Consider the following 25036-nt stretch of genomic DNA (forward strand, 5'->3'; position numbering starts at 1 on the left):
AGAAAAAGAGGAAAGAACCGACATGGCCATCGAACACCCGGAACGTTCGCTCGGACAACGACCCGAAATCGAGCTCGCGTGGCGACGGGCAGCGATGAGCGGGCTCGATCCGGGTATGGATGTACGCGAACGCACCATCGAGGACATCGACACCCGTAGCAGCCTCCTTCGTGCTGCTGCGCCTGTTCTCGACAAGCTGGTCGACGAACTGTCCGATACTCGTTTTTCCGTCCTGCTGGCGGATCGCACCTCGAAGATCGTCGACAGGCGCGTCGGAAATCGCGCGGTCGGCAGAGCTCTGGACCGAGTTCTGGCGGTACCAGGCTTTCAATATCTCGAGGAGACCAGCGGAACCAACTCCCTTGCAACCGCGTTCGAATTGCGGAAGCCGATAGCGGTCACCGGCGAGGAACACTTTCTCGAAGCGTTGAAGTACTTTGCGTGCTACGGGGCTCCGATCATCCACCCGATCACACATCGCGTCGAAGGTGTACTCGATGTCTCGGGTCCCGTCTCGGACGCGACCGGCTTGCTCGGGCCCTTCCTCATGCGAGCGACACGCGACATCGAGCAACGACTTCTCGAAGGGTCCCGCGTCGCGGAGAAGCTGTTGCTGGCGGAGTTTCAGACTCATTCGAGCCGGCGAAGCCATGCGGTTCTCGCCCTGGGTGAAAATCTCGTGCTGACCAACGTCGCCGCCGTCGACCTCGTCAAAGGTGTGGACCATGCGTCCCTTCGCGCCATCGCCTCGGATCTGGCCCCCGGATCGCCGTACGAGGGTCCCCTCGTGCTTGCGTCGGGTCGTGTCGTGGCCGTACGCGCGTGCGCAGTCGCCGGCAGCAACGGAGGCGCGCTGTTCGATCTGGTGGAGCGAAGCCCAGATGCGTCCACCTTCGATCTCGGTGCCATCGCCACGAAGTCGCCCGACGCGAACATGGCATCCCGTTCGCCGATGTCCGGGATCGTCCTGGTCACCGGCGAACCGGGTACGGGACGGACAACGACGGCCCGAACCCTGGTCGGGAGTGAAGCTGTCAGCCTGGACTGTGCAGAATCGGTTGGGGCGGAGAACGAGTGGTTCACCGAAGTGAGACGTGCACTCGGCTCCGGTGTGAAAGCGTTGATCATCGAGAACATCGATGCACTCCACCCTCGATCGGCAACCGCGCTGACCCAAGCATTGGAATCGAGGCGAATGCCCTTGGTGATGACCAGCATTCCCGTTGCCGATCTCGACAGGGCCCACAGCGCGCTCGCATCGCTGGCATCCAGTCGGCACGAATTGCAGCCGCTGAGATCGTGTCCTCACAAATTGCCGTCGCTAGTGCAGGCCTTGATGGTGCAGTTGCGACCAGATTCCGGAGTAGAAGTCGCGCCGTCGGCCGTCACATCACTTGCTCAGTACGACTGGCCCGGGAACGTCCGCGAACTTCAGGACACTCTCATCTATGCATTGCAGAAGCGCCCCAACGGGGTTGTCACCGAGGAGGATCTGCCGGAGCCCATCCGTCAGCGACCACACGTCGGCCGCACCCTCACTGTCATGGAAACCGCAGAACGCGATGCCATCAGCGGGGCACTACGCGAATCCAGGGGCAACAAGGCGTCCGCTGCTGCCATGCTCGGAATCAGCCGCACCACCCTGTATTCACGATTGCAGCGATACCGGATCAAGGTACCCAGCAGGTAGCAGATGTGGACCGAGCTAGTGGCCGAGGAACACTTTCGCCAGCACGATGAGCGCGGCGACTGCGGCGGTGGCCAACCCACCGAGAATCGCGCGGAAGGTCAACGGGTTGCCGCGAATTCGCTCCGTGACCATCTGAATCGTGGCGATGCGCACCACGATCACGCCGCCGGCCAGCAGCTCCGACCACTGCCCCGGGAGTACCGACAACCAGCCGAGGGCCAGCATCAGGGCGGGGACGGTGCCGGAGCTCAGGATGGGCACCGCGTCGCGAAGCTCCTCGAAGGCCTTGAAGGTGCGTTGCTCGTCGGTGGCATCACCGTGCGCTTCGGGAATCTGACTGCTCGCGACGAAATCAGCGAACACATGCGCCAGAAACGTCGTCACCGCAGTGGCCAGAACCAGAACGGCAGCCGTTCCGTGCTCGATCGAGCTGGGCGTCGATGCTGCGACCGCCGCGAGGACCAGGATGTTTCCGTAGACGTAGGCGGACAGCCGCCTGGCCGCCCGCGCGGGCTCGAGCGGGCCGTCCGCGCGGGTGACCAATCGGCGATACAGCCGTGTTCTCCGAAAACGGGGTTCTGCGTCGCTCATGCAGGAGATCGTTGCACGGCAGGCGGGATCATTCGACGGGTACGCCGAGCCGACCGACCTGGTAGTCCTCGAACGCCTGCAGCACTTCGGACTTGGTGTTCATGACGAACGGGCCTGCCATCGCGACGGGTTCCCGAATCGGCTTGCCTCCCAGAACGAACACCTCGAGTGACTCCCCCACCGCAGACGCGGACATCTCGATCGTGTCGCCGCGGCCGAAGAGAGCCGTCTGCCCCATCCGGATCGGACGCTTCTCCGCGCCCACCGTGCCCTCACCCGCCAGAACGTAGACGAGTGCGTTGAATTCACGATTCCACGGCAGCGTCAGCGCCGCGCCCGGTGCGATCGTGCTGTGCGAGAGGGCAATCGGGGTGTAGGTCGAACCCGGTCCCTGCAGCCCCGCGATCTCGCCGGCAATGACGCGGACCAATGCACCCCCGTCGGGACTCGACGCCAAGGCCACCTTGCTACCGGTGATGTCCTGATAGCGCGGATGCGCCATCTTGTTCTCGCGCGGCAGATTGACCCAGAGCTGAACTCCGTGGAACAAGCCGCCGGACATCACCAGATGCTCCGGCGGAGCCTCGATGTGCAGAATGCCACCGCCTGCCGTCATCCACTGGGTGTCGCCACCGCTGATGATTCCGCCGCCGCCGTGAGAGTCCTTGTGCTCCATGATGCCGTCGATCATGTAGGTCACCGTCTCGAACCCGCGGTGCGGATGCCACGGCGTCCCCTTCGGCTCACCGGGCGCGTAGTTCACCTCACCCATCTGATCCATGTGGATGAACGGATCGAGAGACGACATGTCCAGTCCGGCGAACGCTCTACGGACCGGAAAGCCTTCCCCTTCGTATCCCGTCGGTGCCGTCGTGACGGACCGGACCGGCCGAGGTACGGCGGTGGCGTCGGGCATGGAGATTCGGGGCAACGCGAGGATGTTGTCGACCGTCACTGCAGGCATGGGCGTCCCTTTCGGCAATGTAGTTGACTCTGCAACTACTCTACCGACCTCAACCCGACGGTGTTCGACGGTATTCCCGCCGTCAGCCCTGCCGGTCGGCCAGCCACTGCCGGATCTCGTCGGTGGGCTGCTCGGCGATGTCTTCGAATTCCGAGTGCTTGCCGACGAAGGCCGCGACCAACTCGCAGATCGGAACTATCCGCTTGGCGTCGGCGCGGGTGGCGTCGAGTGCCTGCTGCACGAGAACCGTTGCCAGACCACGTCCGCCGTAGGCTGCGTCGACCTCGGTGTGGAAGAAGACACGTCGGCCGTGTTCGTCGTCGACGAACTCGGTGAAGCCGACCTGCGAACCCTCCACCGAGACAGTGAAACGGTCCGCCTGTCGGGAGATCTCGACCTCGGCACCGGTTTTGTCGACCGTCATTCCGCACTCCTCGTTCCCGGTGGGCGCGCGCCGCACCTCGTTGTTCACGATCGTGCACGATCGGCGGAAATCTGTCGATCGTGATCGATACCGAACGCCTGCGTACGGCGGGTCCGTGATCCACCGTCACGGACACGGTGCCGAGTGACCGACAGGGCCTCTGTACGGTGGAGCGAAGGACCTCGACCGATGAATCATCTAGGGGAAGGAACTTCATGGCTCAGCCAGACAGGCTGGAGAAAGACCCGAACAAAGGTTTCGTGGCCCTGCTGGGCTGGAGTTTGGCCGCAGTGGAAGCACTGGACAAGTTCGATCGGCGCTACGTCGTCGTCGCCCCCGAGTGGGCCGAGGCGTACTGCACCGAGCACGACATTCCTTACCTCCCGTGGAACTTCGAGCGACTCAACGATCGCTCACTGGAAATCGCCGAGACCCTGAAGGCAAAGGGCGTCGACGTCGCGATACCGCTCTACGAGGAGACGGTCGAGTGGGCCGGTGCCATCAACTCGGTGCTGCTGGGTAACCCTCGACTGTTCGGGCAGGCGATGCTGCTGCGCGACAAGGCGCTGATGAAGCGTCGAGCGCAGTTGGGCGGCATCCGCGTCGGCATCTTCGAGGAGGCTCACGACCGCGAGGACGTCATTCGATTCCTCCGCCGCGTCAATCAGACACTGCTCAAGCTCGACGGCGATCCGAACGACCCCATTCACCTCAAGGCGTTCGACAAGGCAGGATGCCTGGGTCATCGAGTCATTCGTACACCCGACGAGGTCGACTCCATCCCGGACGAGGAATTCCCGGTGCTGATGGAATCGCACCTGGACGGGTGGGAGTTCGCCGTCGAAGCGTGGATCCACAACGGCAAGATCAAGTTCCTCAACATCTCCGAGTACGTCACGCTCGGCTATTCGGTGTTCGTGCCTGCCACACCGGAACTGGAGAAGTACCGCGAGCAGATCACGGTGCAGATCGAGAAGCTGATCAAGACCTTCGACATCGAGTTCGGTTTCATTCACCCCGAATACTTCGTCACCAGCGACGGTGAAATGTACTTCGGCGAAGTGGCTTACCGCCCACCGGGTTTCAAGGTGTTCGAGCTCCTCGAGCGGGCCTACGGATTCAACGCCTACCAGGGCCTGGCGTTGGCGTTCGACCCGAAGACCACCGAGGAGGAGATCGACGCCTTCTTCCCGAAAGAGGTCGTCGATGCAACCGGTGTCGCCGGATGTTTCGGTGTCTATCCACGACGCCGTGTCGTCAGCCATCTGCAAATTCCGGAGGAGACGACTGGGCACGACTACTACGAGACCAACGATCTGTCCGCACCGGTCGAGGAAACCGTCACCAAGAGAACAGCGTTCGGCACCCACTGGGGACTGCTGTACTTCTTCGGCGAGGATTCCTATGTCATGCGTGACTTGTTGAAGCATCAGGAAGAACTGGACTTCTACGTGTGAAGCAGCAACTCGGGGACGACACCAACCCACCGTCGCAGACGATGCACGAGCCTGCACCGACGAACGCGACTACCGCCGTGGACAAAGCGTTGGCATCACGGTTGGCACAACTGGACCATGCGGTGCACGCCTTGGCCGATGCACCTGAGTTCAGCAAGAACACCAAGGTGCGACGAGTTCTGGATGGTGTGCATCGAGTCCTGTTGCAGCCCGGCGGTTGCGGTGCAATTCGCGAACGCGCCGAGGTGCTCGAGAAGGCGGGGCTGTTCGCCGGCACCGATTGGGCGCAGCCGGACATTCTCGTTCCAGGGTTCGTGGGGCCCAGCTTGCGCAGCGGCAACGACGACACCTTCGTGCTCGAGGCGACCAGCGAACTGCGCATGATCGCAATCGTCGCGGGCGAGTACGAGCATGAAGCGGTGACCGCCGAGGATGCCCGCCGGTTCCTTTCTCAGGTTCTGGCGGTGAATCTCGACGTTCTGTTCACACCCCCGTCCGAGTCGGAGCGAGTCCGATTGGGTCGCACTGCGCATCTGATCCGTGATCTGTTCGGGTACGTGGCTGGGCAGATCGGCTACGACAGTGTGCTCGACGAATTGGTGGAGGAAATCTGGCGGATTCTACGGCAGCGTCCGATTCAGGTGGACACCATCAAGGCCATGGTCACCCGCATCGCGATCTATCGTGACGATCCGACCGTCGACCTCGGCACGTCCGGGCAGGGCCTGGATCGGTTGATCACGGCGCTGTTCGGCACAACCGATGCATGCCGCGAGGATCCGGGCGTCGAGGTGTACCGGTCTCGACTCGAGGCTATGGACGTCGAGGCGTTGCAGTTCGAGGCCCGCGGATTTGCGCGAGCCATGCACGATACCGGGCTGGTCTCTCCGTACCACGCGACGCTGACGCAGTATCTCGTCGACCATTACTCGTATGTTCTGCCCGAGGCGCTCGGTCTGTCCGATACCGGCCGGACCTGCCTGACGCGGTATCCGGAACTGGTCCATCGCCTCATCGAAGAATCGGTGTTCCCCGAAACTGCGCAGTGCCTCTACGGACTGGCGTTGCTCCTCGATCGCGGGATTCTGCATCAGCCGCCGATCGTGCCGTCACTGTGGCGGCAGATGTCGCTGAAACTCGCTCCGGCAGTGCGGGAACGACTGATCACCACGTTCGGGCCGGTCCCCTCTCCCGAGTCACGCTTGCTCGGGGGTCTGCTCTCGATGCTCGGGCAGCCCCTCGGTGTGGGCCAGGGAGACAACCCGACGTGTCAGTCGGCCCGGGCATTGTCGATGTGGGCCTACAACGATCCCGACTACCTGCTGCAGATGGTGGTGTGGGCGGCACGTGACGAGGAGATCGTCATGCACTTCGAGGGGCAGTCGATCTCGTCGACCGAGAGCGTCAGCGGCGTCGCCACGTCCGATCCGGTGGACCTCGATCCCGCGTCGCTGTTGCTGGTTCCGCACCTCGATCGCATCTACGCCGAGATGGTGCGACGGTGCGCCGATCGTCCCGGTGATCCGCACCGCTGGGTCAACCCCGAGTTCCACGGGTGGTGGTCGGCGCGCGAGTTCCACATCGACGTCGATGTCGCGACCGGCAATCTCGTCGACCTGGACGCCTTTCTGCGGCAGTTCCACGCGGCGTACCATCCGGAGTACAACGGGCACCAACCGTTGATCCATCCCCAACCGGCGGGGGTGGCCGTAACCGACAGTGCCGCACGCTATGTGGGGTGGCACGCCATCACGATCCTGCGCGTCGCCCCCGATCCCGACGGCGTCATGCGGGTGTATTTCTTCAACCCGAACAACGACAGCGGGCAGGACTGGGGCGACGGCGTCGTGGTGGGTACGGCCGGCAACGGCGAACGCGCGGGCGAAGGTTCGCTCCCGTTCGACCAGTTCGCCTCACGGCTCTACATCTTCCACACCGATCCGCTCGAGAACGGCGAGCCCGAGAGAATTCCGGCCGAGGACATCGAGCGGATTCGGGGCTACATCGAACGGAGTTGGGGCGCAGAACGTTCGGTGCCTCAGGCCTGAGATCTTCCGATGCGCCTCCAGTCCACGGATCGGAGGCGCATCGCAGGTCCGCGTGGTCAGTCCTTCTTGTCGAGCGCGTCCGGCTTGTGCACTGCGTCCTTGCCCGACTTGTCACTCTCGACGCGGTACTGCGGGTCGTCTTTCGACGCCTTCACGGTACGGCCTGCAGCTTCGGTCTCGGAGGTGATCTTCTCCACCACCTCGCCCTCGGTCGTGGTTCCGTGGGTCTGCCATTCGACCTTGTCGCCCTTGTGCAATTCGTCTTTCGACATGTTCGGGTGGTCCTTTCTCCGGTGTGAACCCTGCTTACCCGCCGGAGTCTCGTTGCAATCAGCTGGTTCCCAGGGCCGGTGCCAATGTGGTGTACCAGGCCTCGCGCAGCTGATCCTCGAACAGCGGCCAGGTGTGCGCGCCCTCCTCGCGCATGGACACCGTTGCCGGTACGTCGGCTCGGCGCAGAGCGTCGACGAAGATCGACGTGCAGTGGTTGACCATTGCTTCGACCGCCATGCCGCCGAACGGCGGGATCGCGCCGTCGGGAATGCGATCCACCGGTCCGGGGAGTCCGCGGGACGAGCTGACGTACACCGCGGTTCCGCGTAGCCGCTCGACGTTGAGCGACGGGTCGTGGTCGCGCCATCCCTGGCTGCCCGGTAGCCCCCACATATTGAAAGGGTTGTTGAGCCCGCCGGCGATCATCGCCGAGATACCTGCGGTGGCAAGCGGGTTGGACGGGGCCGGGCATCCGCTGAAGGACGCGGCCGCGTCGAACACGTCCGGGGCCTGGATCGCGAGGTCGAGTGCGGGACCCCCACTCATCGACAGCCCGGCCACGCCGCGCCTGCCGGTCGATCCGTAGGCAGCGTCGACGGCGGCAGGCAATTCGCGGCTGAGGTAGGTCTGCCACATGTTGCTGCCGAGCACCGGATCCGTTGTCTGCCAGTCGGTGTAGAAGCTGAAACGGCCGCCGATCGGAGCCACGACGGTGACCTTCTTGTCGAGGAAGAACTTCTCGACGCCGGAATTGTTGAGCCACCCGACGCCGTCCTCGTTGCCGAGCGCACCGTTGAGCAGCACGAGAGTCGGCGCGGGACCACCCTCGGGGGAATGCAGCACCTCATTGGAGATGACGCGATTCATGGACGGGGAGAACACGTTCAGCACAGCTCGGGTCGCCGACACCTGATGGATGCCGATGGCTCCCGCAGCCGCGTCGGCCGATCCCGAGTTCCCCGGCAGCGCCTGCGCCGACGTTCCGGTCATCAGCATCGACGCCACTGCGGCGGCCGTCACGACCGCCGCGGATCGAGTTCGCTTTCTTCTCTTCTGCCCCACACGCAACATCAGCACCACACGAGGGTCGCACGAATTCCGCTTTCTACCGCTAACGATCGGATTACGAAACCGATCGGTCCGTTGGTTGGTCGGTAGAGCGGATCCGCGCGGCCTGCATCGTCAGATGGTGCCGCTCGGGAATCGACGACGCCTTCTCCGCTGCCTGCGCATACAACTCGGCGGCACACTGCAGATCACCGGCCTTCTCGTACAGGTACGCGGCCGCCGCCGTGTGCCGCGGGACAGCCGGATCGACCTCGCCCAGTGCTGCAAGCCCCGCCGTCGGACCCTGGGCCTCCCCGATCGCCACCGCTCGGTTGAGTCGCACCACGGAACTGTCTGTGAGAGCGAGCAACTCGTCGTACCACTCGACGATCTGCGGCCAGTCGGTCTCCTCCACACAGCTCGCATCGGCGTGTAGAGCGGCGATGGCCGCCTGCGCCTGAAACTCACCCAACCGATCCCGGGCGAGCGCAGCCTGCAGAATCCGCACGCCCTCCGCTATCAGCGCTGTGTCCCAACGAGATCGGTCCTGCTCCGCGAGAGGGATGACGTGACCGTCGGGCCCCGTCCTGGCCGAACGCCGTGCGTGGTGCAGCAGCATCAGCGCCAACAGCCCGGCCGTTTCCTCGTCGTCGGACAGCCCGGCCAACTGCCGGGTCAACCGAATCGCCTCGGCCGCCAGATCGACGTTCCCGGTGTACCCCTCGTTGAAGACGAGATACAGCACCCGTCGCACCGTCCCCACATCACCGGGGGCGTCGAATCGCACGTCGCGCACCGTGCGTTTGGCTCTGCTGATGCGTTGCGCCATGGTCTTCTCCGGCACCAGATACGCCTGCGCGATCTGCCGCGTCGTCAATCCCCCGACGGCACGCAGCGTCAGTGCCACCGCCGCCGCCGGACCGAGCGAGGGATGCGCGCACAGGAAGAACAACTGCAACGTGTCGTCGACGCCGCCCACACTGCCGGGATCCGGTTGGGCAGCGACTCGATCCTCACGGGCTCGTCGCGCCTTCTCGGAGCGTTGCGCGTCCAGAAATTTTCGCCACGCGACGGTCACCAGCCAACCCTTCGGATCGGCCGGCGCTTCGGCGACCCACGTGGAGGTCGCCTCGAGCATCGCCTCCGCTGCGGCGTCCTCGGCCGACGCGAAGTCGGCTCCGCGGTGGACGAGGACGCCGATCACGGCGGGTGTCAGTGCCCGCAGCACCCGGGGGTCCATGGCGATCGTCAGTCGGCGATGGTGGGAGGAGCCTCCATGAACGGACGCAGCTCGAGCCACTCGTGAATGGGCTCCCCGCCGGCCCCGGGCGCAGCCGACAACTGTCCGGCCAATTCCAACGCTCGATCGTACGAATCGACGTCGATGATCATCCAGCCTGCGATGAGATCCTTGGTCTCGGCGAACGGACCGTCGGTGACCGGTGGCTTGCCTTCACCGCCGGAGCTGACCCAGGTTCCCTCGGGGGCCAGGGCCTGGGCGTCGACGAACTCACCGGTGGCTTCGAGCTCGGCGGCGAAATCCTGCATGAACTGGATGTGGTCGTGCACCTCCGCCGGGGTCCACCGGTCCATCGGGACATTGTTGATCGGTTCCGGAGCGCCGCGGTAGTGCTTGAGCATGAGGTACTTGGCCATGGTGTCTCCTGACGTTCGATGCGGCCATTCTTGCCGCATTCGACCCTGGGACGGAACCGGTCCGCAGATTTCGACACACTCGGCGAAGTGAATTCTCAGCGCATCGTGCGCCCTGCCGAGCCCAGCATCTGTGTCGCCTCGACCACCCGAGCCGCCATCGCCGTCTCGGCCGGCTTGCCCCAGGATCGGGGGTCGTACGCCTTCTTGTTTCCGTATTCGCCGTCGACCTTGAGGACCTGGTCGTACTTGCTGATCATGTGGCCGGCGATGGATCTGGTGAACGCGTACTGGGTGTCGGTATCGATGTTCATCTTGATCACCCCGCTGGCGACGGCGGAGGCGATGTCTGCAGCGCTCGATCCCGATCCGCCGTGGAACACCAGATCGAAGGGCTTGTCCTTACCGGTCTCGGCTCCGAGGACGGACTGGATCTCGTCGAGGATCTCGGGTCGTAGGTGCACCGAGTCGGGGTTGTAGACGCCGTGCACGTTGCCGAAGGTCAAGGCCGTCATGTAGCGACCGCGCTCCCCCGCGCCGAGCGCAGCGATCGTGGCGCGCGCGTCGTCGACCGTCGAGTACAGCTGTTCGTTGATCTCGTGCGACACCCCGTCCTCTTCTCCGCCGATCACTCCCACTTCGATCTCCAGAATGGTGTCGGCCTCCACCGACAGATCGAGCAACTCGCGCGCGATCCGCAAATTCTCGTCCAGCGGCACAGCCGACCCGTCCCACATGTGCGATTGGTACAGCGGGTCGAGCCCGCGGCCGCGTCGTTCGATCGCGTCGGCCAGCAGGGGCCGCACCCAGTCGTCCAGATTCTCGGCGGGGCAGTGATCGGTGTGCAGCGCCACCGAGATCGAATAGTGCTGCGCCACCTCGTGGGCGTACTGCGCGAGAGCCTTGGATCCGGCGAAACGGTTCTGCACGGCGTTGCCGGACAGATAGAGCGCGGTACCGACCGACACCTGAATGATCCCGTCACTCTCGGCTTCGGCGAATCCCTGGAGGGCTGCGTTGAGTGTCTGCGAACCGGTGACGTTGATCGACGGGTAGGCGAACCCACCTTCCTTGGCGCGATCCAGCATGGCGGCATACTGGTCCGGACTGGCAATCGGCATGAGCTGTCCTATCTTTCGGGTGCGGCCGGCATGTCGGCTCGAGGTGCAGTGCAGCCGCAGGAATTTCGGTGGGTGAAGGTGGTCGGTACTCGGATCGATCGGGGCTCGTCCTCGTGCCCCTCGATGCGCCGGAGAACCAGGTCGGCTGCGGTTCGGCCGATCGTCTGCACGTCCTGAGCCGCCGCTGTGAGCCGGGGCTCGAACAGATCCGACCACTCGAAGTCGTCGTAGCAGACGAAGGCGAGGTCGGCGGGAATCGACAAACCCAGGCCGCGAACCGCTTTCAGCGATCCGATGGTCATCGAATTGTTCATCGACACCAGAGCCGACGGCCGATCAGGACTCGACATGAGCTCACGCACCCGAGGCTCGGCCACCTCGACGTTGGACCGACCGTCGAGAATCAGTCGAGGATCGAGTTCTACTCCACGATCCGCCAGTGCGCGGGTATAGCCGTCGAATCGCTCTGTCGTGGAGGAGATCCCCTCGATGCCGCGGACGATCGCGATGCGTCGATGTCCGGCGTCGAGGAGGTGAGTCGTGAGCTCGTACGCCGACGCGTCGTTCTCCGGACCCACCTGATCACAAGAGACGTCCAGCATCCGGTCGATCAACACCAGAGGCGTTCCACTGCGCACGATCTCGGGAATCGTCGAAAATTCGGACCCCGCCGCGGGCGCCAGAATCATGCCGTCGACCTGACGGTCCAGCAACGAGTCCGTCACCCTGCGCTCGGACCGCGGCTCGTCGTGCGAATCACCGAGGATCAGCACGTATCCGGCCTCGGACAACCGCTCCTCGACGGCATGGACCAGGCTGCCGAAGTACGGGTTGGTGAGCGCGGCGATGGACAGTCCCACGGTGTGAGTCCGACCTGCCGCGAGCGATCGAGCGACGACGTTGCGGCGGTATCCGATCTCGACGATCGCCGCGTCGACGCGTTGCCGGGTGGCGGGATTGACGTTGCGTGTTCCGTTGAGCACGTGCGAGACGGTCGAAACCGATACCCCTGCCAGGCGTGCGACATCGTCCATCGTGGGCATATCAGTCGGCCCAGCGCTGTCGTGTCTCGTGGCTCTGCGGAATCGTCATGTCAGCCGAAGGATTCGATCGGCGCGGCGTGCGGTCGACCCGATCAATTCGGCGTTGCGTTCGTCCGATCCCAGTGCCCAGAACTCCGCGTCCTCGTGCGACTTTCCGTAGGCCTCGTGCCTGGCCACCAGCCGCTCGTGCCGAACCCTCGTGTGTGGAGCCAGAAACCAGACTTCATCGATCATCGCCCGCGCCGCCGGCCACGCGTCGGACTCCATCAGCAGGTAGTTGCCCTCGGTGATGACCAGGGGGACAGTCGACGGGACCGGGATCGAGGACCCGATCGACTCCTCGATCTCTCGGCGGAATCTCGGCGCGTACACGATGGGACCACCGGGCTGCTGATCGTGAACGGCCGCGATCAACCGCGCGTAACCACCGTCGTCGAACGTGTCGTGGGCACCCTTGCGATCGAGCCTGCCCAGCTCGATCAACACCTCGTTGGCGAGGTGGAATCCGTCCATCGGAACCAGCACCGCGAGCTCCGGCCCGAGCGCATCGACGAGTTGCTGTGCCACAGTCGATTTTCCGGCACCCGGCGCACCGGTCAGGCCGAGTATCCGCCGCTCACCGGGTACGGCCAGCGTTCGCGCCAGCTCCACGAGTTCGGGGAGGGTGGCTTCCTGTACGTCCTGGTCAATGCTCACCGTTGTCGCTTTCGAGTCCGCGGATGGAAAGTTCGTGTAGCCACGCTCTGGGGCCGATCACCGAGCAGCGCAGTGCGGCAACGTGAGCCGACCTGTCGATGCGCTCGGAAAGCGAGCCTGGCTGCGTGGAGTAGTAGGCATACGCGCCGTGGAACGCATCCCCGGCACCCAGAGTATCGACCACTGCAACCGGCTCCACATCGACCGATCCCGACGAACCCTCGGACCACCACTCGACCGGTTCGCCGCCGTGGGTGGTGACGACGGTACGCACACCGGATGCAACGAGTGCTGCGGCAGTCGTAGCCGTCTCCGAGGTCCCGGGGGCGCGAAAGTCCGCCGAGCACACCATGTCCGTGGCGTGCGGAATCAGCTCGCTCATCACCGGTTTCCAGCGACCGGCGTCCACGACCAACGTGGTAACCCGCGCCGCCGCATGTTCCGCGGCGGCGCAGGCGATCAGGGGGTGGTGCCCGTCGACCAGAACGACGTCGGCACCGGCAACGACGGCCGCGAGATCCTCCGGCGGCGAGGCGTCGGAATTCACGGCGTCGGCCGATACGACCGATCGGTCGCCGGTCGCTTCGATCACCGTCACCGCCGAGACGGGAACGGACCTGGTGGAGCCCTCGGCGGCGTCGATCACCCGCACTCCGAAAGCCGCCAGGTCGGCCTTGACCAGCGCTGCCACCGGATCGTTTCCGAGCGCGGTGACGAGCACTGCCGTTCCACCCAGCGCGGCGAACGTCACTGCCGCGTTGGCAGCAGGACCTCCCGCCGCGACGAACTGCGCGCTCGAGGTGATCTTCTGGTTGGGTGCCGGCGCTGCCGACACTCGATGGATGATGTCGAGTGTCGCCAGCCCGACGAAAACACCGACCGGACTTGTCGATTCAGACGCCGGCGCGTTCATCGTCGGTCGGCTCCTCCGCGCCGGTCATGAGCGCGACGACCTCGGACATGGTGCGGTTCTTCGGATTCACGACGCCCGCCCGCTTGCCGAGGCGGTGGATGTGAATCCGGTCGGCGACCTCGAACACGTGCGGCATGTCGTGGCTGATGAGCACCACCGGTATGCCCCGGTCACGGATCGTGCGAATCAGATCGATCACCATGCCCGACTCCCGCACACCCAGTGCGGCAGTCGGCTCGTCCATGATGATCACTCCGCGTCCGAACGCCGCTGCCCGCGCTACGGCCACACCCTGACGTTGACCACCGGAGAGCGTCTCGACGGCCTGATTGACCGACTTGATACCGATCTTCAAGTCCTGCAGATGCTTCGAGGACTCCTCCCGCATCTTCGGCATGTCCAGACGCCGAAAGAGACTGCCGCTGAACCCCTTGCGCTTGATCTCTCGACCGAGATACACGTTCGACGCGATGTCGAGGGCCGGAATGACGGCCAGGTCCTGATAGACCGTCTCGATGCCTGCCGCGCGTGCGTCGCGGGTGTTCTTGAACGACACGGGCGATCCGTTCATCAGGATCTCACCCGAATCCGGAATCACGGCACCGGCCAACGCTTTGATGAGACTGGACTTTCCGGCGCCGTTGTCGCCGATCACCGCCAGCACCTCACCGGCCCGCAACTCGAAATCTGCGCCGTTGATGGCCGTCACGCTGCCGTAGGTCTTGACCAGACCACGCGCTTCCAGAGCGAGGGGGGCATTCACTGTGACCTCCTACGTGCGAATTGATCGACGGCCACCGCGACGATGACGAGAATGCCGGTCGCGATGTTCTGGTACAGACTGTCGACGCCTGCCTGGGTGAGTCCGTTGCGCAGAACACCGACGATCAGTGTTCCGACCAGGGTGCCGATGACGGTGCCGCGTCCACCGAACAGACTGGTTCCGCCGATGACCACCGCGGTGATCGACTCGAGGTTCGCATTCTGATACGCGTTCGGATCGGCGTTGGGGATCCGTCCGAGCGCTGCCCACGCCGCGATCGCCGCGATGACTCCCGTGGCGATGTACACCGAGAACAGCACGCGACCGGACTTGATGCCGGAGCGATCCGAGGCCTGCGGGCTACCGCCGACCGCGTAAATGTGCCTGCCCCATGAGGTTTGGGACAACGCGTACCACATCACGGCGTACACCAGCAGCATCACCACCACGCCGTACGTCGTGGAGAAGCTACCGATCTTGAACGAGTTGCCCAACAGCGTCAGCGGTCCGCTCGGCACCTGGTACGTCTCGGAGCCGGCCAGCAACCGGGTGGCCGCCTGGATCGCGGTGAACGTGCCGAGTGTGACGATGAACGGTGGAAGTCGCAGAACCGTCACCAATCCGCCGTTGATCGCACCGAACGCAACGCAGACGGCAAGCGTCGAACCCAGTGCGACCACCGGACCGTTCGCGCCGGCCGACTGCGCCATCACGATGGAACCCATCACCGCCACCGCGCCGATCGACAGATCGATACCGGAGGTGAGGATGATCAGCGTCTGGCCGACGGCCAGAATGCCGACGACCACCGACTGCTGCAGGATCAGAGAAACGTTCTGCGGGTTGAGAAACGAGCTCGAGATCGAGCTGAAGACGATGACGGCGATGAGGAGCGCGGCCATCGGCCCGAGCAGCGGTTCACGCAGAATGGTCCCCACGTTGAACCGGCTCGGAGCCTTGGGCTCGGCTGCGGTGTCGGTACTCACGAATCAGATCCCTGTGTTCGCCGGTGCGTCGCGATCAGCCCCAGCAATTCTCTTCGCCCCATGCGGTGTCCTGCGAATCGATTCCGTCGACGGGCTGGTCGGTGACCAACTGCGAGCCGGTGTCGTTGAAGCCGCTGGGCTTGGTGCCGTCCTCGGCGAACTTCACCACTGCATCGACGCCCTGCTCTGCCATCTTTGCCGGGAACTGCAGCACCGTCGCGCCGATGACGCCGGACTTGACGTTCGCGATGCCGGTGCAGCTGCCGTCGATCGAGCCGATGGTGATCTGATCGGCGCGTCCTGCAGACTGAATCGCCTGGTACGCACCGGCTGCTGCGGGCTCGTTGATCGTGTAGAGCGCATTGACGCCCGGCGCGCGCTGCAGCAGGTTCTCCATCGCGGTCTGCGCCTTGGTCTGATCGCCGTTGGTGTTCTCCTGGCCGACGATCTCCGGCGAACTGTCGGTCAGCCCCATGCCCTCGAGGAACCCGTCGTGACGGAAGGTGTCGACCGTGCCGCCCGCGGTGCCGTCGAGCATGATGACCTGGGGTGCAGTGGTTCCGAGCGTGCCCTTGACCCATTCGCCCTGACTCACTCCGGCAGCCTTGTTGTCGGTGGCGAACGTGGCGTCGACCGCGTCCTCGGGGTCGGTTGCGGTGTCGAGGGCGATGACGACGACGCCGGCGTCACGTGCCTTCTTGATCGCGTCCAGGACTCCTGTGGACGAGTTCGGCGTGATCAGAATTCCCTTCACACCCTGGCCGACCAGGTTTTCGATCGCCGCGACCTGGCCCTCGTTGTCACCGTCGAATGCGCCGGCCAGAGCCACCAGCTCGGCTCCGCTGGAATCCGCCTGCGCCTGCGCTGCCTCGCGCAGCTTCACGAAGTACGGATTGGAATCCGTCTTGGTGATGAGCCCGACCTTGACGCTGTCCGAATCCGAACTGCTGCAGGCGGTCAGACCGAGCACGAGCGAACCGGCCATGAGCGCGGTTCCGATCGTCAGCGCGGACTTCCGACGGTGATTGAACATGTGGACTCCCTTGTCCCCTAGCCACGCGGTCGCGTCGCTCGATTGCAGGAGCCTAAGACCGATACAAGCGCTTGCGCATGCGCTTTCGCCGAAACAAACCAGGATTCTTTTTCACCGACCGGTCAGCCGGTTCGTGACGGGGGTCACGCAATCCTCGGTCTCGGCACCGCCCTGGCCTTCTCCGCCCCCAGTCCCCGCAAACGCGCGCGCACTTGCCATCCGCACGCAAGATAGTGCCCGACGGGCTGGCGAATCCACGCGCACCTGACGAACGCGCGCGCGTTTGCGCCGCCCCGATCAATCAGCGAACCGACCGACCCCAACACGTCCCCCTGACCGTTACCCACTCGCGGCGAAGCCAGCACACCCCCAGCCCTCGCAAACGCGCGCGCACTTGCCATCCGCGCGCAAAGTAGTGCCCGACGGGCTGGCGAATCCACGCGCACCTGACGAACGCGCGCGCGTTTGCCCTACCCGATCACTCGGCTCACTTGGTCGGCGAACCCTCCCCCGTCACGGAATCCGGTTCCTCGTAAGTGACGGTGATGTCCTGGAATCCCTTGTTACGCTGCGCTTCTGCCTGCCCGGTGTAAGAGTTCTTGTCACCCTCGGTGAGCTCGACGTTGTCGGTGAACGGAGTCAGCAGTGCCCGGGGATGCAGGTGGTCGACGCGCACGGCATTGATTTCGATGCACAGCACGATCAGCACCGACGCGACGTAGAGAAAACCGAGCAGGCCGAGGACGATCGCGAAGATCCCGTTGCTGGCGCTGGCATTGCCGACGACATAGCGAATGTAGATGCCGCCGAACGATTGCAGCGCCTGCCAGATCACCGCGGCGATCGCAGCGCCGGGCAGAACCTCGCGCACACTCAGGGCGCGAGCGGTTCCGATTCGGAACGCAGCGGTGAAGACCACCGCGTTGACCACGACCGCTCCGACGAGTGCCAGTGCACCTCCGGCAAAGCCGAACACGCCCGAGGACGCGACGCCGTTGAGAACGGTCAGGCCGATGATGGCGGTGCCGACGGTACTGAGCAGCACCAGCCCGCGCAGCCGACCCTTGATCGGATCCGGTTGTTCGTTTCGCGGGACGGACCATGCGGTGTTCATCGCGTACTGCGCGGCCAGTGACACTCCGAGTCCGCCGTAGAGCGACCCCACCACGCCGATCACGATGGCGGTTGTTCCGCCGCTGAGTCGATCCGGCTGACCGAGTTGATCACCGATGACCGGGATCTGGCTCATTGCCGAATCGATGATGCGGGTCTGCAGTTCCGGGTCGCCGGCCAGCACGATTCCCAACACGGTGGTGAAGAGCAGCAGCAACGGAAACAACGAGAGGAACGAGTAGTACGCGATGAGAGCCGCGAGATATCCACCTCGGTCGTCGAGAAATTTGTACAGGACCGCGAGCGGGAAACCCGCCGACGGGTGCCTGCGCTGAAAGCTGTCCACCTTGCCGACCATCATCGATCGAATGTATCCGCCACGACGCTGCTGGAAACGTTGCCCGAGTGCGCATCCGGTGTGACCCAGATCTCAAAGACTCGGCGTGCGCTTTTCGGTTCGAGCTTCGACCAATCACTGACACCGCACGAAACGAGAAAGGGACTCACAATGAGCTTCATCGACAAGGCCAAGAACGCAGCAGAAGACGCCATCGGCAAGGCCAAGGAAGTTGTGGGCGACGCCACCGACAACAAGGACCTCGAGGCCGAGGGCAAGAAGGACCAGGGTTCGGCAGGCGTGAAGAAGGTCGGCGAGAACATCAAGGACACCTTCAAGTAGGTCGCACTCGCGAGGGCCGTCGATCTCCGGATCGACGGCCCTCGCTGTGTTCTCGGGGTGCCGCTGCCGATGCTCTTCGGTTCTACGTACAACCTCCCGATGACAACGTATAAAATGCACGGAGCCGACTTTGTCGGCCGGTACGGGCGTCCAGCAGAAGGCGCATGATCGTGGATCTCTCCGACGAAAGGGCGGCTGGGGGTCCCATGCGAGAGGACCGTGTGCATGCCGCACTCTTCCATCGAAGACAACACAGCCGCATCGGCGGACGCCTCGACCCTGGCCGAATTCGCCCGCGCTTTGCGTGAGACTCGGCGCTCGATGCCGCAGACGCTGGACGAGATTCTGCGCACGGCCATCACGATGATCCCGGGTGCCGTCACCGGATGCATCACCACAGTGAACAAGGGCGAGCGGACGGTGGTCGCCTCCACCGATCCGGTTGCCGAAAAGCTGTGTCGCCTGCAGTACGAGCTGGGGGAAGGCCCCATTCCTACCGAGGTTCATCACTTCGATGTCGTAGTCGCCGACGATCTGACCGACGAGAATCGGTGGCCTCGGTTCGCTGCCACCGCAGTCGAAGAAGGATACAAGTCTCTTGCTGCGTTCCAGCTCTTCAGCAATGCCGACGACATCGGTGCCCTCGTGCTCTACAGCGACGAGACCGGCGCATTTCATGCCGACGCGGTGGCCATCGGTGAAGCTCTTGCGGCCCACGCTGCCATCGCGATGCTCAGCGCCCGCGACAACGAGCAGTTCCGGACCGGTCTGGCCAGTCGAGACATCATCGGCCAGGCCAAGGGAATGATCATGGAGCGCTACGACCTCGACGCGGTCCAAGCGTTCGACCTGCTGGCCAAGCTGTCACAGCAACAAAATCTCCCTCTGCACCGTGTGGCTCGTGATCTGGTGGAGACCGACCACCCGACGAACTCGACCTTCTGACGACCCGACGGGGTTTCGATTCGCAGCTCACGAGGAATGGCTGTCAGTGGTATCGGCAGGCAACACGCGATACCCGCGGGCGGTTATGTCGTTGAGACAACAGCGATCGACCGCTCGTCGCTACTGCTCTGGTTGACAGCTCGGACACCACCATGTTCGACGCCTGTCCGGGGCACCGTCCACTTCTGCGACCACCCGAATCGACGTTCCACAGCGCAGGCACGGCTTTCCGGCACGACCGGCGACCCAGTGCGCACGGCCCCGACGAGTGTCCCCCGTGGTCACCTGCATCGCACCCGGAACTGTCGCCGAATGACGCATCGCTCGCTCGAGCAACGCAACCAAACGCTGCGCGTCGACATCACCCGACGGCGTCCACGGCCACAGCCCGCGCAGAAGGCAGAGCTCGTTGGCCCACAGATTTCCCGGTCCGGCGATCACTCGCTGGTCCAGCAACGTCGCGATGATCGGCCGCCTTCCCTGGGCGGCGATGTTGGCAACACCACGCTCGGCGTCGAACGTCGAATGCAGCGGGTCCGGTCCGAGATGCGCGATCAGCGCGTTCATCTCCCGCGTGTATCCGTAGTCGACGACCGGCAGCAGAATTCCGTAGGCGGTTGGCCCGTCGACCACGGCAAGCCGGACCCGCACGTCGGGTCGGACACGCTGCGGAATCGAGCGACCGGCCCGCACCACCGTCCACGATCCGCTCATCCGCAGATGCGTGTGCAGCGTCGTGCCGTCATCGAAATCGGTGAGCAGATGCTTGCCGTGCGTTCGATGGGCGACGACGGTTCGCCCGGCCAGATTCTCCACTGCGTGTGCGGGCACCTGCAGCCTTCCGGCCCGCAAGGAAGCCCCGTCCAATGCTCGACGCAACCTCGCGGCCAATACGAACACGGTGTCACCTTCGGGCATGCTTGGGGGTATCCCGCTCCGACGAAACGCAATCGCCCACACGGGCGGCAATCCTGCATTCTTCGCCCCTTTTGTAGCAGATTGCTACACTGGGAATTGCCGCCGAAAAGGGAGTAGCCATGACCAACGTTGCAGACCGGGTGACTCGTTTCGCATCGGACCTCGTGGACGATGCGGCCGCCGAGGGCGAGCGCGAAAACCGCTCGGCGAGACAGCAGTTGGAACACTGGGCCCGAGTCGGCCGTGAAGTGTCCAGCCAGAGAGGAATCGCTCGCCGACGGGTCGAAGCCGCACTCGCCGGCCGAACTCCTCTTTCCGACTTATCGCCGGAAGAGGGAGTTGTGTTCAACGCCGAGACAGCGGCGGCACTCGAAGAATCTCTCACCAGCGGCAACCACCTCGCCGAGCGCACCGCGCAGGGCCGAACGACCGTGTTCCTCGATGAGCACGGTCTGGTTGTGAAGCACCTTCCCGACGGTACCCAGATCGTGTTGTGAGACGTCTCGATCTGGTCGTCGGACCGAACGGCTCCGGCAAGACGACGTTCGTCGAGCAGAGGTTGTTTCCGATCTTGCCGATGAGCACATTCGTCAACGCCGACATCATTGCGAAGCAGAACTGGCCGGATTCCCCGGAACATCATTCTTACGAAGCAGCCAGAATTGCTGCGCGCACTCGCGATTCGCTCGTCGAGCGCGGTGAGTCGTTCATCGCCGAGACCGTGTTCTCACATCCGTCCAAGCTCGACTTCGTCGCCGCGGCGAAGCGCGCCGGCTACGTCGTCGTGCTGCACGTGATCACGGTCCCGGTCGAGTTGTCGATTGCGCGAGTTGCTGTGCGGGTCGAAGAAGGGGGCCACCACGTACCGGAGGACAAAATTCGCGAGAGATATACACGACTGTGGCCCTTGGTTTCACGGGCGATCGATCTGGCAGATCAATCGACCGTGTACGACAACTCGCGGCCGGATGTGACTGCAATCGTCGCTCGCTACGTCGAGGGCGACGCTGTCGGCGACACGCACTGGCCGGCGTGGGCCCCGAAAGAGCTCGTCGACAGACCGTGAAACTACGGAGCGACCGACGACCGAAGAATTCCCGACGGCGTCGGCCGCAACACCGATGCCAACTCGGCCAACGGCACCGGTGCCTCGACGAGGGCTTCCCACGGATACGTCGCACCGGTGTCGTGCAGAAATCGGCATGACCACCAGCATGGGTCTGGCACTCTCCAACGTGAACAGGGCTCTGGTACCGGCCTGAGCGCACCTGGTTGTTCACGATCGAACCCCGCCGGCGGGATCCCGCAGACAGAGGACGACCGTGAACACTCAGGTGCGGCTACCCGAGCAGGCCCTGCCCCAGATACCCGTCGTCGACCACTCCCGGCAGTATTGCGAACACCGCAGACCCGATCGGCGTCGTCCATTCGTTCAGTGCATCGAACTCGTCGAGGCGCTGCTGGATCGGCAGGAATTGGGTGAGCACATTGCGCTGATAGCTCGCGAACAGCAGGCCGGAGTTCGACAACGACCCGGCCGCCGGTGGATCGTCGTAGTTGTAGGCCCGCCGGAAGATGCGCTCGCCGTCGTGAACGTGCCGTGCCCGCGCGATGTGCGAGGACGGCGGGATGACCGGAATTCCGAATCGATCGGTCGCATCGAAATCGGCCTCGTCGAACTCGTCGGTTCCGGTCAACGGCGCACCGGTATCGAGAGTTCGCCCCACCGACAGTTCCCGGCCGGGCCGGTCCAGCTCGTCCCAGGTATCCATCTCGATTCGGATGCGCCGCAACACCATCGACGTTCCGTGCCTCATCCAGGGCTGCTCACTACCGTCGTCCCAGACCAGGCCGTCGAAGTCGATGCTTCCTGCCTGCGGATTGACGGTGCCGTCGACCTGCCCCATCAAATTGCGCATCGTGGTGCCCGATTCCTCGGTACCCCGCGAGCGCCGGAATCCGCGCTGTGTCCAGGCGATCGTCACCAACGAGCGAACGTTCTTGGTGAGTACCCGCACTGCGTGTGCAACGGTGACGGGATCGTCCGAGCACACCTGCAGCAGCAGATCGCCGCCGGTGAATCCCGGTTCCAGACGGTCGATTCCGAAGGCAGGAAGTGGTGCCAGCCACGACGGCCGCCGATCCGGCAGACCGATCGCGTCGAACACACCGGGACCGAGACCCACCGTCACCGTCAAGCGAGCGGGCCGAAGTGCCAATTCGGCCTCGGTATCGGCCAGCGCGGGCGCACCAGCAGTCAGCCGTCCGATGTCCTCGGTCCACACCTTCAGTATCCCGACCAACTCCCCGCGCCCGACGCGATCCTGCAGGTTCAACCCGATGAACATCGAGTGTGCCTGCGGCGGAACAGTATCGACGCCGGCTTGATGCAGGCCGCGCCACGGCACAGTCTCACTCCCGGTGGCTGTCCGCTCGGCTCGATCGCCGACGATTCCGTATCCGGTCGCCGCTCCGACGCTCGCGACGCCGAGCGCGGCGACGCCGGCTCATCGAGCGTGGTGACCGGTTCTCGTTGTCAGCCACCGTGTGCCGGGGCAGAGGTTGACGAGCCGTCCATGTCGACACCACCGGGCTCGTAGTTCTCCTGGGCACCGGAGAAGTCCCTGACCTGAGCGGTGAACGTCGTATTCGACGCATCCTCGAACTCGAGGGTGAACTCCGCGTCGGATCCCGGTGTCAGCGGCGAGGTGACGTCCATCAGCATCAGGTGATCCCCGCCCGCGGCGAGCACATGCGTGCCGCCCGCCGGAATGACAAACCCGCCCTCTTTCGGGCGCATCACCATCGCACCGTCGGCCCCGGTTGCCATCTCGTGCAATTCGATCCGGCTCGACGCCGGAGACGACGCACCGACCACGTGCACATCGGAGTCGCCGGTGTTCTGCAGTTCCGCGAACGCCGCCGTCATACCGGGGTCGGTCGCTTTGACCCACTGCTCGCGGACGACGACCGAATCGGACTCCTTCGCCGCGGCGGCCGGCTCGTTGCTGGAGCATCCGGTGAGCATCAGGCCGGTGACCGACAGCGCGGCCAGCAAAGTCGAGGTACGTCGGGAGGAGATCATGCTAGTTCGCTTTCATGTTGGGAAGCAGTGGAATTGGCTGTCCTGGTCCGTGCTCGCCGGATCGAGCCGAGCACGACGTCGACGGCGAGGAAGGCGACCAGACTCAGCCCGAGGAGCGGAACGAACCAACCGACACCGGCACCGACGACGGTCAGTACGGCGACGGACATCGGTGAGATACGACGAATGCCGCCGCGCAGAGGCGGCCGCCCTGCGGTGAGGCCCGTTGCCCTGGTGGGGCGGCGCTTCCACCACATCATGTAGCCGCGAACGATGATCGACGCCAAGGCAACCGCGAGAGCGAGCAGTGCAAGCTGATTGGCTACGCCGAACAGCGTGCCCATGTGCAGCTGAATACCCCAGGCCGACAGCTTGGCCGCGAGGGGCCAGTCGGAGAAGAACACGGTGTCGATCACTGCGCCGGTACTGCCGTCGATCGAGATGGAGTTGTTGTCCATCACAAAGGGCTGACGTGTTTCGGTCACGACGAACGCCGTGTCGGTCGATGCCGGAATGGACGCTTCCACGGCGCCGTCGATTCCGTTCGCTCGGGCGGTCCCCAGCACCGAGTCGATGCGACCGACGTTGTCCTCGGTCACCGATGCATCGGCGGGCATGTCCATCGAATCCCCACCGTGACCGGAATGATCGGTCGATGCCGCGCCGGAAGATCCGATGGTCTTGCTGACCGCTGGAGTGGTCCAGCTCAATGCCGAACGCAGCTCGGTGACGTTCTCCCCCGCATAGGTGGACCACGTCAAACCGGTGGCGGAGAGGAACACCAAACCGACAGCGATCCAGATGCCCGCCACACCATGCCAATTGAGAGACCTGTTGCGGCCCTTCGACTTCCGGTCGAAGATCAACAGCCTGGCTTTGTCGCGATTGCGACGGTAGCGCTCGACCCACAGGTAGAGCCCGCCGAGCGCGATCACCCACAACCATGAGGCAGCAAGTTCGCTGTAGAGGCGACCCGGCTCTCCCAAGTGCAGATGGCGGTGCAGTTCGGAAATCCAGGTGCGCAACGGCAATGCGCTGGACGAGCCGTAGACCTGGAGTTCACCCACGGACGTCGCGGTCGCGGGGTCGACGAAGACGGCCAGCCGCTCGGATTCGCCGAGGCTCGGATCGGTGAACAGCACTCGGGTGGTGTCGCCGGCCTCGGCTGCGGGGCGGACTGCGGCGACGGTGAGATCGGGTCGTTCGGCCTGCGCAGCCCGAATCTGTTGTGCGACGGGGACGGCCGGGCCGGATGCATCCACGTGGAGGTAGTCGCGGTAGACGAGTTGCTCGATGGTCGGTGCGACGGCATAGAGCCCGCCGCTGATGGTGGCGATCAGGATGAACGGTGCAACGAGAATGCCGGCATAAAAGTGCAGCCGGAGGATCAGGGGACGCCAGCTGCGGGGGCTTGTCGGACGGGTGGGCGGGGAAGGATCGGCGACGCGTTCCATTTCCGGTGTGGACACGAGGACTCGTTTCGTGAAGACATGAGTGGGCGCGCGGATGCGCGAAGTGGCATCGCCTGCGGGACCAGGCCGCGCGGAAGCAGCGTGAATCACCGAGAGTGCGATGTGCGGGATCGAATGCGGCA

Annotated in this window: 26 protein-coding genes and 1 pseudogene; 7 read left to right on the forward strand and 20 right to left on the reverse strand. The window is 64.3% G+C overall.

All coding sequences use genetic code 11. The features are described from left to right. Window positions 1-22: 22 nt before the first annotated feature. A complete protein-coding gene (locus tag AB0366_RS03285) occupies window positions 23-1690 on the forward strand; it encodes a helix-turn-helix domain-containing protein (protein WP_347873186.1) in 1668 nt (555 codons plus the stop codon). Between the two features lie 15 nt (window positions 1691-1705). Here AB0366_RS03285 and AB0366_RS03290 read toward each other — a convergent pair whose 3' ends face one another. The 3 genes from AB0366_RS03290 to AB0366_RS03300 form a co-directional block, all read right to left on the reverse strand. Beyond that, window positions 1706-2281 (reverse strand): hypothetical protein, encoded by a 576-nt coding sequence (locus AB0366_RS03290; RefSeq protein ID WP_366242673.1) that lies wholly within the window; start codon window positions 2279-2281, stop codon window positions 1706-1708. A 28-nt stretch (window positions 2282-2309) separates the two neighbouring features. Continuing rightward, window positions 2310-3245 carry a pirin family protein gene (locus AB0366_RS03295; protein ID WP_366242674.1) on the reverse strand — a complete coding sequence of 312 codons (936 nt, stop codon included), beginning with the start codon at window positions 3243-3245 and terminating at the stop codon, window positions 2310-2312. A gap of 82 nt (window positions 3246-3327) precedes the next feature. Beyond that, complete coding sequence (locus AB0366_RS03300; protein WP_366242675.1) at window positions 3328-3669, reverse strand: GNAT family N-acetyltransferase; 342 nt, start codon at window positions 3667-3669, stop codon at window positions 3328-3330. A gap of 215 nt (window positions 3670-3884) precedes the next feature. Here AB0366_RS03300 and AB0366_RS03305 point away from each other — a divergent pair, with 215 nt between their 5' ends. Then, the gene (locus AB0366_RS03305) at window positions 3885-5126 is read left to right on the forward strand and encodes an acetyl-CoA carboxylase biotin carboxylase subunit family protein (protein WP_128646067.1); all 1242 of its coding nucleotides are present in this window, start codon (window positions 3885-3887) and stop codon (window positions 5124-5126) included. Window positions 5127-5167: 41 nt separating this feature from the next. Next, the gene (locus AB0366_RS03310; protein ID WP_366242976.1) at window positions 5168-7174 is read left to right on the forward strand and encodes a hypothetical protein; all 2007 of its coding nucleotides are present in this window, start codon (window positions 5168-5170) and stop codon (window positions 7172-7174) included. A gap of 56 nt (window positions 7175-7230) precedes the next feature. Here AB0366_RS03310 and AB0366_RS03315 read toward each other — a convergent pair whose 3' ends face one another. The 12 genes from AB0366_RS03315 to AB0366_RS03370 form a co-directional block, all read right to left on the reverse strand. Then, entirely contained in the window at window positions 7231-7446 is a 216-nt protein-coding gene (locus AB0366_RS03315) for a DUF2945 domain-containing protein (RefSeq protein WP_121870889.1), read from the reverse strand. A gap of 58 nt (window positions 7447-7504) precedes the next feature. Continuing rightward, window positions 7505-8518, reverse strand: a complete 1014-nt coding sequence (locus AB0366_RS03320; RefSeq protein ID WP_366242977.1) for an alpha/beta hydrolase family protein — start codon at window positions 8516-8518, stop codon at window positions 7505-7507. A 52-nt stretch (window positions 8519-8570) separates the two neighbouring features. Beyond that, window positions 8571-9734, reverse strand: coding sequence for a DUF6596 domain-containing protein (locus tag AB0366_RS03325; RefSeq protein ID WP_366242676.1), 1164 nt, complete (start codon window positions 9732-9734; stop codon window positions 8571-8573). 8 nt (window positions 9735-9742) lie between these two features. Continuing rightward, the gene (locus AB0366_RS03330) at window positions 9743-10150 is read right to left on the reverse strand and encodes a YciI family protein (RefSeq protein WP_366242677.1); all 408 of its coding nucleotides are present in this window, start codon (window positions 10148-10150) and stop codon (window positions 9743-9745) included. Between the two features lie 95 nt (window positions 10151-10245). Continuing rightward, a complete protein-coding gene (gene fbaA, locus AB0366_RS03335; RefSeq protein ID WP_366242678.1) occupies window positions 10246-11268 on the reverse strand; it encodes a class II fructose-bisphosphate aldolase in 1023 nt (340 codons plus the stop codon). A gap of 8 nt (window positions 11269-11276) precedes the next feature. Continuing rightward, the gene (locus tag AB0366_RS03340; protein WP_366242679.1) at window positions 11277-12302 is read right to left on the reverse strand and encodes a LacI family DNA-binding transcriptional regulator; all 1026 of its coding nucleotides are present in this window, start codon (window positions 12300-12302) and stop codon (window positions 11277-11279) included. Window positions 12303-12356: 54 nt separating this feature from the next. Next, window positions 12357-13007, reverse strand: a complete 651-nt coding sequence (locus AB0366_RS03345; protein WP_366242680.1) for a nucleoside/nucleotide kinase family protein — start codon at window positions 13005-13007, stop codon at window positions 12357-12359. After that, the gene (locus tag AB0366_RS03350) at window positions 12997-13920 is read right to left on the reverse strand and encodes a PfkB family carbohydrate kinase (RefSeq protein WP_366242681.1); all 924 of its coding nucleotides are present in this window, start codon (window positions 13918-13920) and stop codon (window positions 12997-12999) included. Before AB0366_RS03350 ends, AB0366_RS03345 begins: the two co-directional genes overlap by 11 nt. Then, window positions 13901-14683, reverse strand: a complete 783-nt coding sequence (locus AB0366_RS03355; RefSeq protein ID WP_366242682.1) for an ATP-binding cassette domain-containing protein — start codon at window positions 14681-14683, stop codon at window positions 13901-13903. Before AB0366_RS03355 ends, AB0366_RS03350 begins: the two co-directional genes overlap by 20 nt. Continuing rightward, entirely contained in the window at window positions 14680-15669 is a 990-nt protein-coding gene (locus AB0366_RS03360; RefSeq protein ID WP_366242683.1) for an ABC transporter permease, read from the reverse strand. The genes AB0366_RS03355 and AB0366_RS03360 overlap by 4 nt, the downstream gene beginning before the upstream one ends. A gap of 34 nt (window positions 15670-15703) precedes the next feature. Beyond that, window positions 15704-16702, reverse strand: a complete 999-nt coding sequence (locus tag AB0366_RS03365; protein ID WP_366242684.1) for a substrate-binding domain-containing protein — start codon at window positions 16700-16702, stop codon at window positions 15704-15706. 487 nt (window positions 16703-17189) lie between these two features. Beyond that, window positions 17190-18173, reverse strand: a complete 984-nt coding sequence (locus AB0366_RS03370) for a YihY/virulence factor BrkB family protein (RefSeq protein ID WP_366242978.1) — start codon at window positions 18171-18173, stop codon at window positions 17190-17192. Window positions 18174-18323: 150 nt separating this feature from the next. Here AB0366_RS03370 and AB0366_RS03375 point away from each other — a divergent pair, with 150 nt between their 5' ends. Both AB0366_RS03375 and AB0366_RS03380 read left to right on the forward strand, forming a co-directional pair. Next, on the forward strand, window positions 18324-18494 hold the full coding sequence (locus AB0366_RS03375) for a CsbD family protein (RefSeq protein ID WP_008718579.1): 171 nt from the start codon (window positions 18324-18326) through the stop codon (window positions 18492-18494). Window positions 18495-18719: 225 nt separating this feature from the next. After that, window positions 18720-19439, forward strand: coding sequence for a GAF and ANTAR domain-containing protein (locus tag AB0366_RS03380; protein WP_366242685.1), 720 nt, complete (start codon window positions 18720-18722; stop codon window positions 19437-19439). A 120-nt stretch (window positions 19440-19559) separates the two neighbouring features. Here AB0366_RS03380 and AB0366_RS03385 read toward each other — a convergent pair whose 3' ends face one another. Continuing rightward, a complete protein-coding gene (locus AB0366_RS03385; RefSeq protein WP_366242686.1) occupies window positions 19560-20357 on the reverse strand; it encodes a DNA-formamidopyrimidine glycosylase family protein in 798 nt (265 codons plus the stop codon). Window positions 20358-20476: 119 nt separating this feature from the next. Between AB0366_RS03385 and AB0366_RS03390 the strand changes: the two genes are divergently transcribed. Both AB0366_RS03390 and AB0366_RS03395 read left to right on the forward strand, forming a co-directional pair. Continuing rightward, window positions 20477-20854 (forward strand): hypothetical protein, encoded by a 378-nt coding sequence (locus AB0366_RS03390; protein WP_366242687.1) that lies wholly within the window; start codon window positions 20477-20479, stop codon window positions 20852-20854. Continuing rightward, window positions 20851-21423 (forward strand): zeta toxin family protein, encoded by a 573-nt coding sequence (locus AB0366_RS03395; protein ID WP_366242688.1) that lies wholly within the window; start codon window positions 20851-20853, stop codon window positions 21421-21423. The genes AB0366_RS03390 and AB0366_RS03395 overlap by 4 nt, the downstream gene beginning before the upstream one ends. 2 nt (window positions 21424-21425) lie before the next feature. Here the strand turns inward: AB0366_RS03395 and AB0366_RS03400 are convergent, their stop codons facing one another. The 4 genes and pseudogenes from AB0366_RS03400 to AB0366_RS03415 all read right to left on the reverse strand — a co-directional run bounded on the left by AB0366_RS03400 (window position 21426) and on the right by AB0366_RS03415 (window position 24911). Next, complete coding sequence (locus AB0366_RS03400; protein ID WP_366242689.1) at window positions 21426-21584, reverse strand: hypothetical protein; 159 nt, start codon at window positions 21582-21584, stop codon at window positions 21426-21428. Window positions 21585-21697: 113 nt separating this feature from the next. Further along, window positions 21698-22771, reverse strand: a pseudogene (locus tag AB0366_RS03405) (Dyp-type peroxidase); the annotation flags it as partial. A 122-nt stretch (window positions 22772-22893) separates the two neighbouring features. Then, window positions 22894-23442 (reverse strand): copper chaperone PCu(A)C, encoded by a 549-nt coding sequence (locus AB0366_RS03410; RefSeq protein WP_366242690.1) that lies wholly within the window; start codon window positions 23440-23442, stop codon window positions 22894-22896. Then, window positions 23439-24911, reverse strand: coding sequence for a PepSY domain-containing protein (locus AB0366_RS03415; protein WP_366242691.1), 1473 nt, complete (start codon window positions 24909-24911; stop codon window positions 23439-23441). Before AB0366_RS03415 ends, AB0366_RS03410 begins: the two co-directional genes overlap by 4 nt. Window positions 24912-25036: the final 125 nt, after the last annotated feature.

It is taken from the genome of Rhodococcus sp. NPDC076796, from assembly GCF_040702765.1.
Classification (GTDB): Bacteria; Actinomycetota; Actinomycetes; order Mycobacteriales; family Mycobacteriaceae; genus Rhodococcoides.